At 67.6% G+C, this 11,589-nt stretch carries 9 protein-coding genes; 3 read left to right on the top strand and 6 right to left on the bottom strand.

Going from position 1 to position 11,589, the window contains the following annotated elements; genetic code table 11:
• Together K5Q19_RS15090 and K5Q19_RS15085 are read left to right on the top strand one after the other, a co-directional pair.
• Positions 1-1,134, top strand: a 1,134-nt coding sequence (locus K5Q19_RS15090) for a citrate synthase (RefSeq protein WP_292946802.1), incomplete at its 5' end; no start/stop codon positions are given.
• Between the two features lie 30 nt (positions 1,135-1,164).
• Positions 1,165-1,356 carry a hypothetical protein gene (locus K5Q19_RS15085; protein ID WP_292946800.1) on the top strand — a complete coding sequence of 64 codons (192 nt, stop codon included), beginning with the start codon at positions 1,165-1,167 and terminating at the stop codon, positions 1,354-1,356.
• 3 nt (positions 1,357-1,359) lie between these two features.
• Here K5Q19_RS15085 and K5Q19_RS15080 read toward each other — a convergent pair whose 3' ends face one another.
• From K5Q19_RS15080 to K5Q19_RS15065, 4 genes are all read right to left on the bottom strand, one after another.
• Entirely contained in the window at positions 1,360-2,766 is a 1,407-nt protein-coding gene (locus tag K5Q19_RS15080; RefSeq protein WP_292946798.1) for a HAMP domain-containing sensor histidine kinase, read from the bottom strand.
• Positions 2,763-3,719, bottom strand: coding sequence for a hypothetical protein (locus tag K5Q19_RS15075; protein WP_292946796.1), 957 nt, complete (start codon positions 3,717-3,719; stop codon positions 2,763-2,765). The genes K5Q19_RS15080 and K5Q19_RS15075 overlap by 4 nt, the downstream gene beginning before the upstream one ends.
• 51 nt (positions 3,720-3,770) lie before the next feature.
• Positions 3,771-4,991: a hypothetical protein gene (locus tag K5Q19_RS15070; RefSeq protein ID WP_292946794.1), complete on the bottom strand. Its 1,221-nt coding sequence runs from the start codon at positions 4,989-4,991 to the stop codon at positions 3,771-3,773.
• An 88-nt stretch (positions 4,992-5,079) separates the two neighbouring features.
• Positions 5,080-5,385, bottom strand: coding sequence for an Hpt domain-containing protein (locus K5Q19_RS15065; protein WP_292946792.1), 306 nt, complete (start codon positions 5,383-5,385; stop codon positions 5,080-5,082).
• Positions 5,386-5,457: 72 nt separating this feature from the next.
• Here K5Q19_RS15065 and K5Q19_RS15060 point away from each other — a divergent pair, with 72 nt between their 5' ends.
• Positions 5,458-8,145, top strand: coding sequence for a hypothetical protein (locus K5Q19_RS15060; protein ID WP_292946789.1), 2,688 nt, complete (start codon positions 5,458-5,460; stop codon positions 8,143-8,145).
• A 3-nt stretch (positions 8,146-8,148) separates the two neighbouring features.
• Here K5Q19_RS15060 and K5Q19_RS15055 read toward each other — a convergent pair whose 3' ends face one another.
• A complete protein-coding gene (locus K5Q19_RS15055) occupies positions 8,149-8,640 on the bottom strand; it encodes a GNAT family N-acetyltransferase (protein WP_292946787.1) in 492 nt (163 codons plus the stop codon).
• Between the two features lie 68 nt (positions 8,641-8,708).
• Positions 8,709-11,589, bottom strand: a 2,881-nt coding sequence (locus tag K5Q19_RS15050; RefSeq protein ID WP_292946784.1) for an error-prone DNA polymerase, incomplete at its 5' end; no start/stop codon positions are given.

Here is an 11,589-nt window from a genome sequence, read left to right as displayed (position 1 = left end):
AGCTGCGACAGCGCGCTGACCTATATCGACGGCGACGAGGGCGTGCTGCTCCACCGCGGCTATCCCATCGGCCAGCTCGCCGAGCATTCCAGCTTCATGGAAGTGAGCTACCTGCTGCTGAACGGCGAGCTGCCTTCGGCAGACGAGCTTGCCAGCTTCACCCGCACGATCACCCGCCACACGATGGTCCATGAACAGCTTTCGGTGTTCTACCGCGGCTTCCGCCGTGACGCGCACCCGATGGCGATCATGTGCGGCGTCGTCGGCGCGCTTTCGGCGTTCTACCATGACTCGACAGACATCTCGGATCCCGAACAGCGCAAGATCTCGGCCCACCGCCTGATCGCCAAGATGCCGACGATCGCGGCGATGGCCTACAAGTATTCGGTCGGCCAGCCTTTCGTCTATCCGCGCAACGACCTTTCCTACACCGGCAACTTCCTGCGCATGACCTTTGCCGTCCCGGCCGAGGAATACGAGGTGAACCCGGTGGTCGAGCGCGCGCTGGACCGCATCTTCATCCTCCACGCCGATCACGAGCAGAACGCCTCGACCTCGACCGTGCGTCTGGCCGGCTCCTCGGGCGCCAATCCCTTCGCCTGCATCGCGGCGGGCATTGCCTGCCTGTGGGGCCCGGCGCACGGCGGCGCGAACGAAGCCGCGCTCAACATGCTCAAGGAAATCGGTACGCCCGACCGCATCCCGCACTACATCGAGCGCGCCAAGGACAAGAACGATCCGTTCCGCCTGATGGGCTTCGGCCACCGCGTCTACAAGAACTACGATCCGCGCGCGACGGTGATGCAGCAGACGGTGCGAGAGGTGTTCACCTCGCTGAAGGTCACCGATCCGCTGTTCGAAACCGCGCTGCGGCTCGAGGAACTGGCGCTCAGCGACCCGTACTTCATCGAGAAGAAGCTGTTCCCCAACGTCGACTTCTATTCGGGCATCATCCTTTCGGCGATCGGCTTCCCGACCGCGATGTTCACCGCGCTCTTCGCACTTGCCCGCACTGTCGGCTGGGTCGCGCAGTGGAACGAAATGATCAGCGATCCCGGCCAGAAGATCGGCCGTCCACGCCAGCTCTACACCGGCCCGGTGCAGCGCGATTACGTTCCCGTCGACAAGCGCTGAGCCTTCAGGGCGGCGAGAGGAAGAACAAGCATGAGCCTGATCTTGCGCGTTTTCGGTATCGCCGCCCTCCTCATGGGTCTTTTGTGGATGGGCCAGGGGGCCGGCCTCATCATGTGGCCGGCTTCCAGCTTCATGCTGGAGCAGAAAGTCTGGATCCTGTGGGGTGGCGTGCTCGCGCTGGCAGGTGCCGGCCTGCTGGTATGGGCGCAGCGCCGCCGCTGAGGCTCAGGCCGTCCGGTCTGGCGGCAGAGTGAGTTCGAAGCGCGCGCCTTCGCCGGCCGCGCTCGTCACCACGAGATCGCCGCCCATCGCGCGCGCAAGGTGGCGCGAGATATAGAGGCCAAGGCCAGTCCCTCCATCGCCGCTGCGCCCAAGCCGCTCGAACTTCTCGAACACGCGCTCGGCCTGTTCGGCAGTGAGGCCATGCCCCTCGTCCTGCACGGCAATCCACGCACCGCGCTGATCCAGCCCAACCTCTAGCGTCACCGCCGTACCTTCCGGACTGTAGCGGATGGCATTGGTGACGAGGTTCAGCAGCACTTGCAGCACGCGGCGGAACTCGCCGATGGCAGGCACGCGTGCGGCGCCGTCCGGGGTGACGAGCGTGATGCCGCGCTCCTGCGCGCGCACCGAAAGGATGCCGGCGGCACGACGCGCGCAATCGGCCAGATCGATGTGATCGGGCGCCGGGGCAAAGCCCGGTGCCTCGACCGCTTCGAGATCGGCAAGATCCTCGATCAGGCTCATCAGGTGGCGACCGGCATCGGCGATATCGCGGGCGTAGCTTGCGTATTCATCGGCCAACGGCCCTGCTAACCGGGTGCGGATCGTCTCGGCATTGGCGATGATCCGCGCGATGGGCTGGCGCAGCGCCGGCGCCAGATCGCGGCCCAGCAGGCGGTTCCAACCGGGCTGCGCATCGGCCTCTTCCGGCTTGGCATCGACCGGCTGGGGGCTGGCAGGCACGGCCTCGATGATTTCGGGAATGGCCAGCAGCGCAAAGCCGCCCTGCGCACGCGGCAGGATGCGGGCACGCCAGTTGCGGGTGGAGCCCTCGACCGTGAACGGTGCGTCATCGAGCAGCCGCCAATGCAGCGGCCCCTGCCGTGCGGTCATCAGATCGCTGACGCGGTCGATCGTCACGAAGTCGGTCCAGTAGTGCCCGCGCCCCGTCTCCAACGCGGCGGCAAGGCCAGCGAGATCGGGCGCACGCACATCGGCAACGATCACCCGCTGCGCGTCATCGAGCAGGATTTCGGCCTCGGCGAGGTGGTGCAGCAGCGCTTCCGGTACCGGCAGCTCGGGCGCGGCCTCCTCGCCTTGGTGCCATTGGCTGAGCTCGATCGATGTCCCCTCACCTTCCGGCGTGACGACAGCCATCGCGGTAACGGGGCGGCCCTCATCGATCGAGAGGATAGTGCGCGAAGCCGGCTGGCCCGTCCGGCGCACGCGGCGCACCAGCGCGAGCAGTGCGGGGACAGCAATGGCGCCCGGCACGCTGCTGCCGCTGCGCAATTGCAGGCCGGCCAGCGGCTCGTCTGCCGCAATCAGCTGGTCCGCCGCATCGGTACGGGCGCGGATCATGCCGCCGGGCGTGGTCGGCGCCGCGCCCTGTTCGCGCAGCGCGCTCATGCCCCGGCCTCGCCCAGCAGCGCGGCGGCATCGCCGGGCGAGAGCTCGGCATAACCTTGCGGCAGGACCGCGTCGGGATGGAAGGCTAGCGCAGCCGCCGCGACGGCCGCCGGCGCGAGCCCGCAAGCGCGGAGCGCCAGCAGCAGGCGCGGCAACTGGCTGTCGACGGTCGCCATCACTGCCGCCTCGCGGCTAAGGCCCGATCCCCGCGCGAGCGCCGTCAGGAACAGCGCGACACCGGCCTTGTCGATATCGAGCGCCGCGAGCGCACCCCCTCCCATGGCATCGAGCACGCGGCTCATCTGCACAAGGCGCGAACGGCTCTCGTCAATTCCGGCGCGCACGCTGCGCTCGGCGATCAGCGCATAGGAATCGGCCGAGGCTTCCGTGCCGACATGGGCTCGCAGCGTAACCAGCGCCATATGGAGCAGATCACCCGGCAATTCGCCAAGCGGCAGCTGCATGCGGCGCTGGAACTGGCAGAAGCGGGCCTGCGCGGCGAGCAGGCTCATCGCACCCGCGGAAGCTTGCGTATCGGGATCGGCCATGCGCGTCTGCAGCAGCGGCGGCAGTACCGGGTCGAGCGCGCGGCTGCGCTCCAGCCTGACGGTCCATTGCCACTCCAGCGCAAGGGCATGAAAATGCTCGAGGAACGGCGGGTTCTCGACCAGCACCTGGGCCAGTTCGTCCGCCGCCTGATGCGCCCAGCCCTCAGGCTCGGAATGGCCTGCTGCCGCCGCCAGCGCGACCACCAGCTGACGTCCCACATCGACGAACATGCCGCGCACGCGCGCGACGATCTCGTCGCTGAAGATCGAATTGTCATCGCTGCGCAGCAGGTGCCGCAGGATGGGCACGACATTGGCCACTGCGCCGCGCGCAGCTGCGATTTCTGCCGCCAGCGGCGAAGGGATCGCGTTTGCCGTGGCGCCGGAAGATGCGGGGATGGCCATCGTCGCCAGCGTATACCCGTGCTGGTTAATTCAGGGTTAGGCGATTGACTGTCACGCGGACCGCCCACCGGTCGGAATGGCGCTCCCTGGCCCACTGTCGCGCCCGGCAAGGAGGAGCCCGACGACCATGAGCGTCACGACCAGCGCGCGCAGCACAAAATCGAACGGCAACAGAACGCTGCAAAGCGCCAGCAGCGTGCCGACGACGAAGCGATCATTCAGCCACCAGATCCACGCCTCATCGCCTTGCAGCCGGATCAGCAGCCGCAGCAGCAGGAACAGCACGACCGGCGGAAACCACGCGATACCCCACGGCACGCCAGTGACAGCAGGAATCTCGCTCCGCCAGGCACAGAGCGTGATGAACATGCCATCCAGAACCCAATCGGCCAGCCGATCGAGCGGGGCGGCGCCCGACGAGGCGATGAGCGAATCGCGCTCGACCCGGGCGAGCAGTCCCGCGACCTGATGCACCAGCCACGCGATCGCAAACATGGCAAAGCCCGGTCCGCACCAGCCGAACCAGCCTGCACCGGTGCCCAGCAGCGCGGTGATGACCGCCCCCAGCGCAATGACATAAGGCCGTGTCCCGGCATGCAGCAACGCTGGCCCCAGCGTCCGCACGACACCGGCCGCCAGCCACAAACCGGGCGAGCGGACCTGAGCGCTGGCGGTATGGAGCCGCACCCAGCCCGGCTCCGCGCGGTGCGCCTCGGCCTCGTCGCGGATCAGGCGCCAGCGGCCCTGATCCAGCAGCAGTTGCGGCAGTTCGCGCTGCACGATCCGCGCCTGCGAAGCGATGCGGAGCAGCGCCGAGCCGGGGTTCCAGTCGCCCGGCAAGTCGCCCAGCGCGGCAATCAGCTTGCCCGGCAGCAGCATCGCCCCTGCACCGGCATTGTTGATGTCGATCCGCTCGAATCCAAGCGGAAGACCCGTCTCGACCGGAAGCGTCAGCACCACCGGCCCGTCCCCCAGCAGGCGCAGAGCATCCTCCGGCATGGCCAGCAGCCCCTCGCCCAGCACGAGCAGTTCATCTTCGGCCGCGACCAATGGCGCCAGCGCACGGGCCGTGGCGATCACATGAAAACGCGCGCCGCCCGCTTCTGCGGCGTGCTGGAGTGCAACCAGATCGTTCGTAAGTGTTTCGGCCAGAACCACGATGCGCGAACAGCCGAGCGCCATGGCAAGGCCCAGCTGATGGCGCAAGATCGAGCGGCCGCCAATCGGCAGCAGGCCGCGAAGACCCTGCGGCTCGCCATGAGCGGCGTCCATTAACGACAGCAATGCGACCCGCAAGGCGGCGACCTCCCTTTGCCCTATGCTAGGGCCGCCGGGCAGCAATGCCAAGTGTGGCGGCGAATCAGTCGGTTGGTTCTATCGAATCGAGCGCAGCGGCAATGTTGCGCAAGACGGCTGGCTCGCCGGGCGCGCCTTGCAGGGCCTGATCGGCGAGCGCGATGAGATCTGCGGCATGGAAGGTTGCCGCAAGGCTTTTCAGCCGCATGGCCGCCATTTCCCAATTGCCGTCGCAACGCGCGCGGCCCAGCAGATCGAGCTGGCGACGCGCGGATTCGACGAAAGCCGCCCTGAGCTCGCGGAACAGCTCCGCATCATCGCCGGTTGCCACCGCCAGATGGGCATCGATCGCATCGCCAAGATAAGCCATGGCAACGGGAATATCGCCTTTGGGTTAACCGCCGCTTTAAGCGGCAGCCTCTTGTGTGTTAAGGTCTCCGACATGGCCGGGGGTAGAAAGATCATTGCCATCGAAGGTGGCGCGGACGACGACGCAGCGAATGCCGGTGCCGTGCGGCTGGGCAAACGTCTGGCCAGTGATGCGCTGCTCGAGGAAGCCGATACCGGCGCAGTGGTAGCTGCGGCGGGCGAAGATCTTGCGGACGGCGGCTGGCCGATCGCGCCGCCCCCGACAGATCGCATGGCCGTTTGGGACGACGATGACGACACGGCGCCGCCACTCCAGCGCGAGTGGCTCGGCCTTGCCATAGGCGGCGCGCTGATCGCGGCTTGGACCATCGCCTTCGTCATGGGCGAGCTTGCCATATTCGAGCAGGCCCAGCCGATCAGCGTGTGGACGGCGCTCGTCTCGGCCTGGTCCGGGCCGGTGCTTGTCGTTCTCGTCGCACTCATGCTCTTGCGGCGGAACAGCCGGCGCGAGGCTGCGCGCTTCGGCGATGCCGCGCAGTTGCTCCGCATCGAATCGCAGCAGCTTGAGCGCCGTCTCGCTGCGGTGAACACCGAACTTTCGCTCGCGCGCGATTTTCTCGCCGCCCAAGGCCGCGATCTTGAATCGCTGGGCCGCCTCGCGGTGGAACGGATCAGCAGCAATGCCGGGCAGTTGCAGGCCCTGATCGCCAGCAATGGAGCGCAGGTCGATCGCATCGGCACGGTCTCCGACCACGCGCTCGAAAACATGGAGAAGCTGCGCGGCCAGCTGCCCGTGATCGCCAATTCGGCAAAGGATGTCACCAACACCATCGCTAACGCAGGGCGCACCGCGCATGGCCAGCTGGAAGACCTCGTCGCAGGGTTCCAGCGCCTCAACGAATTCGGTCAAGCGAGCGAGCGGCAAGTCGGCACCGTGCGCGCAAAGGTCGATGCCGCCCTCGCCGCGTTCGAGGAAAGCACCGCGCGGATCACCGAACTCAGCGAGCAGCGCTTCGCAGCATTGGAAGAAGGCACCCAGGCACATCGCCAGCGCCTCGATGCCGAGGAAATCGCTGCCCTTGCCGCCATCCGCAGCCGTGCCGAAACGCTGCATGAAGAGCTCGCCCGCCAGCGCGAGGCGATCATCCGCAGCGAGGAAGATACGCTCGCCGCGCTCGGCGCCCGCTTTGCGGCCATGCGCGCGGAAAGCGGCGCGTTCAGCCGCTCGCTGAGCAGCGCCGAAGACACCGCGCTGCGCCAGTTTGCCGAGCGTTCGGAAACCCAGCTGGCCGACCTTCGCCTTGCCCTCGAAGCGCTTGGCAGCGATCACGAGGCCCTGATTTCCGCCTCGCGCGACCGGCTTGCCGCGTTCGAGGCCAATGCCGCCGATCTCACCCGCCGCCTTGCCGAGGACGCGACCTTGCTCGACGAGCAGCTCGCCGCCCGGCGCGCCAATCTCGAAGTTGCCTCGGCGGAGCAGCGCGCCGCATTGACGCAGAGCCTCGCCGACCTCGACACCGCGATCCGCGAGCGCCGCGCCGCCATGGCCGCCGCAGGGGCTGAAGCGGCCGAGGCCCTCGCAAGCAAGCTTGCCGATCTCGACACGGCCGTCGAAGCGCAGCGCCAGCGCCAGCTCGAAGAAGCGCGCGCACTTGGTCAGCAGTGTGAGGCGATCGCCGCGCAAGTCGCGGGCTTCAGCGCGACGCTCAAGCTCTCTGGCGAGGCGGGCGATGCGGCCGCGACGACCATCGACCGCGCGCTGGCCGCCCTCAATCAGCACCTCGTGGATATGCGCCAGGCGCTGAACGGCACTGACGGGCAGATCGGCACGCTGACCGATTCGGCGGTGCGTCTGCTCGAGCTGATCCAGGCCGGCAGCGAGCATGCAGGCACCGCGCTTCCTGCAGCGCTGGGCAAAGCCGAAGCCGGGCTTGGCGCCATCGAATCCCGGGTCGACCAGATGCGCGCTGCACTGGGCGAAGCCGGCGAGGCCGGCCGCACCCTGTCGCAGGACGTGGAAAGCACGCGCAGCGGTCTCAAGGCCGCGATGGTCGACGCGGCGCGCATGCAGAAGACGCTGGCCGCGCAAGCCGCCGAGCAGGAAGCGCGCCTTGGCGAGCTGCGGGCGCTGCTGGCAGCAGCGCGGGATGACAGCGAGGCCCTTTCGCAGGATATCGACGGGCAGCTTTCGGGTGCGATCGTCCGCGTGCTGCAGGGCCGCGGCGCCGAGCTGGTGGCCCGGCTGGAAGAAGCGATCGACAGTGCCGCCGCCGCGAGCCGCGAGACCGCGATCCAGATGCGCGATCAGCTTGCCAAGGTGGACGAACTGGCCGGCAACCTCGAGAACCGCGTCGCCCGCGCCCGCGAGCGCGCCGAGGAGCAGATCGACAACGACTTCGCCCGCCGCACCGCGCTGATCACCGAATCGCTCAATTCAGCGTCCATCGATATCGCCAAAGTGCTCTCTGCCGACGTTTCGGAAACGGCCTGGGCCTCGTATCTGCGCGGCGACCGCGGCATCTTCACCCGCCGCGCGGTCAGCTTGCTCGAGAGCAGCGAAGCCCGCGCGGTGCAGCAGCACTACGAGACCGACACTGAGTTCCGCGGCCACGTGAACCGCTACATACACGATTTCGAAGCGATGCTGCGCCAGCTGCTCTCGACCCGCGACGGCCACGCGCTGGGCGTGACCCTGCTGTCCTCCGACATGGGCAAGCTCTACGTCGCGCTTGCGCAGGGGATCGAGCGGCTGCGGACTTAGGCGCTACATCCGCTTCCACATCAGCGCTTCATCCGCATAGCTGCCGTCCTCGCGCCGCACAGAATCCGGTTCGATGGCATAAAGCTCGTAGCCATGGCGTTCGTAGACGCGGCGGGCGCGGACATTGTCGGCCATCAGGGTCAATTGCAGCTGGCGCAGGCCGATCTCGCGCGCCGTGGCTTCAAGCTGTTCCAGAATGCGCGCCGCAGCGCCTGTGCCGCGCGCTGCGGGCACCGCGTACATGCCCCAGACGAGGCCCTTGTGTGCCAGCTTGGTCCGCGTTTCGCGCGAAAGGCCGCCGATTGCCAGCCACACGCCATCGCGCTGCACGGCATAGACGTGTTCCTGCGCCAGGCGCCGTTCCCAGTTGGCAAGCGGCACTTTGGCATCGTCTTCAGCCGAAGTTCGGAAGCTGGCAGCTTCTTCCGCCAGCGCCGTCTGACGCATCGCCGTAAACCGTGCGGCATCAGCGGCCGTAAGGCGTATGATTTCCATCGTGACCTGATGGCCGACGGTTCAGGCAGAATTGTGGCAGGGGCTTTCGTCACAGAGCACTTTCGCTCTCAATGGAAATCGCGCGACTTGGGGATCACACGCACATTGCGCGGATGGCTGCGCGCGGGCGGCGGGACGCGGCCGGGGACCGGGCGGTTGACTTCGTCGGCGCGGGCCATCGCAGGCTGCAGCGCATCGTCGGACAGGCGCGCGAGGCCCTCGCTTGCATCGGTCAGGTGCTGGGCGATCACGTGGATCACCTCGTCATCGTATTCGACGCGTCCGCGCACTTCCATCAGCCGCGCGCCCATCACCACGCTGCGCTGCTTTTCCTTGAGGTCCGGCCAGATCACGAGGTTGATCACCCCCGTCTCGTCCTCCAGCGTGATGAAGCACACCCCCTTGGCGCTGCCCGGCTGCTGGCGCACCAGCACCACGCCCGCGACGCGCACCATCGAGCGCAGCTTGCGGTCGCGCAAGTCCGCCGCGCGCACAAAGCCGCGCTCGGCCAGCTCGGCGCGCAGGAAGGCCATGGGATGCGCCTTCAGCGAAAGCCGCAGCGTCTGGTAATCGGCAACAACTTCCTCGGAGAGCGGCATGGTCGGCAGGCGGGTGCGCGCGCGCTCCTCCCCCTCCTCGCGCGCATCGGCGGCGGCAAACAGCGGCAGCGGCGGCGCGGCAACGAGGCTGCGCGCATCCCACAGCGCCTGCCGGCGCGAAAGGCCGAGCGAGCCGAGCGCATCGGCGGCGGCAAGGCGCTCGATCACCGCCGGAGAGAGCCCTGCCCGCGCCTTCAGCGCACCGGCATCGGCGAACCTGCCCCCCGCCTCGCGCGCGGAGACAAGCGCGGCGGCGACGTGTTCGGGCAGGCCATCGATCTGGCGCAGGCCGAGGCGGAGGGCCTCCCCCTCCTGCTCCAGCGTACAGTCCCACATCGAATGATTCACATCCGCCGGCAGCACGGTGACGCCATGCTCCGCCGCATCGCGGACGATCTGCGCGGGGGCGTAGAAGCCCATCGGCTGCGAATTGAGCAGGCCGCAGGCAAACGCCGCCGGATAATGGCACTTCAGCCAGGATGAGACATAGACGAGGTGCGCGAAGCTCGCCGCGTGGCTCTCCGGAAAGCCGTATTCGCCGAAGCCCCGGATCTGGTTGAAGCAGCGCTGCGCGAAATCGCGGTCGTAGCCGCGCTGCGTCATGCGCTCGACCATCATGTCCTGCAGTTCGTCGACCATGCCGCGGCGGCGGAACGTGGCCATCGCCTTGCGCAGCCGGTTGGCCTCGGCACCGGTGAACTTGGCCGCATCGAGCGCGATCTTCATCGCCTGCTCCTGAAAGATCGGCACGCCCAGAGTGCGGCCGAGGATCGAGGTCAGCTCGTCCGGCGGGCCGAAGGCGGGGCCCGGCGCGGGGATGCTGACGGCCTCCTCCCCCCGCCGCCGCCGCAGGTAAGGGTGCACCATGTCGCCCTGGATCGGCCCCGGCCGCACGATGGCGACCTGAATCACGAGATCGTAGAACTCGCGCGGCCGCAGGCGCGGCAGCATGTTCATCTGCGCACGGCTTTCGACCTGGAACACCCCCAGCGAATCGCCCTTGCGCAGCATGGCGTAAGTCTCCGGATCCTCGCGCGGCACAGTGGCGAGCGTGAGGGTCCGGCTGTGGTGCTCGCCCAGCAGATCGAGGCATTTCCTGATGCAGGTAAGCATGCCGAGCGCCAGCACATCGACCTTGAGGATACCCAGCGCGTCGATGTCGTCCTTGTCCCATTCGATGAAACTGCGGTCCGCCATAGCGCCATTGCCGATCGGCACCGTCTCGGTCAGCGGGCCCTGCGTGAGGATGAAACCGCCGACATGCTGCGAGAGATGGCGCGGCATGCCAATCATCTGCTCGGTGAGCTTCAGAACCCGCTTGAGGTGCGGATCGGTCAGGTCCAGCCCCGCCTGCTCCACGTTTCGCTCTGCCACCTCGCTGCCCCAGCCGCCCCAGACGGTGCGCGCGAGCGCGGCGGTGACGTCTTCGGTAAGGCCCATGGCTTTCCCCACCTCGCGGATCGCCATGCGCGGGCGGTAGTGGATCACCGTCGCGCAGAGCCCGGCGCGCTGGCGGCCATAGCGGCGGTAGATGTACTGGATCACTTCCTCGCGCCGCTCGTGCTCGAAATCGACGTCGATATCGGGCGGTTCGTTGCGATCCTCGGAAATGAACCGGTCGAACAGCAGCGCATGGCGCGCCGGATCGACCGCGGTGATGCCGAGGCAATAGCACACCGCCGAATTGGCCGCCGAACCGCGTCCCTGGCACAGGATCGGCGGATCCTGATTGCGCGCAAAATCAACGATATCCTTGATGGTCAGAAAGTAGGTTGCAAGGTTCAGCTTGCCGATCAGTGCGAGTTCGCGCGCCAAGGTATCGCACACGCTATCGGGCACACCGGAGGGATAGCGCTCCGCCGCGCCGAACCAGGTCTGCTCCTCCAGCCAGTCCTGCGGGGTGCGGCCTTCGGGGCAGATCTCCTCCGGATACTCGTAGCGCAGTTCATCAAGGCTGAACTGGCAGGCATCGGCCAGCGCGCGCGCGGCGGTGATCGCGTGGGGCCAGCGCTCGAACAGGCGCAGCATTTCGGCGGGCGATTTCAGGTGCCGCTCGGCATTGGGGTGCAGGAGATGCCCGGCGCGCGCGACGGTGGTCTTGTGGCGGATTGCGGTCATCACGTCCTGCAAGGGCCGCCGCGCCGCTTCGTGATAGTGGACGTCGTTGGTCGCCAGCAGAGCGAGGCCGTTCTCGCGGGCAAGCGCATCGAGCGCGTTGATCCGGGCAATATCGTCGCCGCTGTAGAGATAGCTCGCGGCGAGGTGGCGCAAGGTGGGGAGGCTGTGGACAAGATGGGGGACAAGCGCGGGAAACGGGAGGGAAAGCCTGTGCGGACTTCTCCCCTCCCGC

The organism is Novosphingobium sp. (assembly GCF_019748365.1).
Taxonomy (GTDB): domain Bacteria; phylum Pseudomonadota; class Alphaproteobacteria; order Sphingomonadales; family Sphingomonadaceae; genus Novosphingobium.
Note: the sequence above shows the minus strand (reverse complement) of the source record. Positions and strands in the feature narration are given on the sequence as shown.

Coding starts and splice junctions, on each gene's coding strand:
- K5Q19_RS15085 (WP_292946800.1), top strand. CDS start 1,165: ATGAGCCTGATCTTGCGCGTTTTCGGTATCGCCGCCCTCCTCATGGGT.
- K5Q19_RS15080 (WP_292946798.1), bottom strand. CDS start 2,766: ATGAGCGCGCTGCGCGAACAGGGCGCGGCGCCGACCACGCCCGGCGGC.
- K5Q19_RS15075 (WP_292946796.1), bottom strand. CDS start 3,719: ATGGCCATCCCCGCATCTTCCGGCGCCACGGCAAACGCGATCCCTTCG.
- K5Q19_RS15070 (WP_292946794.1), bottom strand. CDS start 4,991: ATGGACGCCGCTCATGGCGAGCCGCAGGGTCTTCGCGGCCTGCTGCCG.
- K5Q19_RS15065 (WP_292946792.1), bottom strand. CDS start 5,385: ATGGCTTATCTTGGCGATGCGATCGATGCCCATCTGGCGGTGGCAACC.
- K5Q19_RS15060 (WP_292946789.1), top strand. CDS start 5,458: ATGGCCGGGGGTAGAAAGATCATTGCCATCGAAGGTGGCGCGGACGAC.
- K5Q19_RS15055 (WP_292946787.1), bottom strand. CDS start 8,640: ATGGAAATCATACGCCTTACGGCCGCTGATGCCGCACGGTTTACGGCG.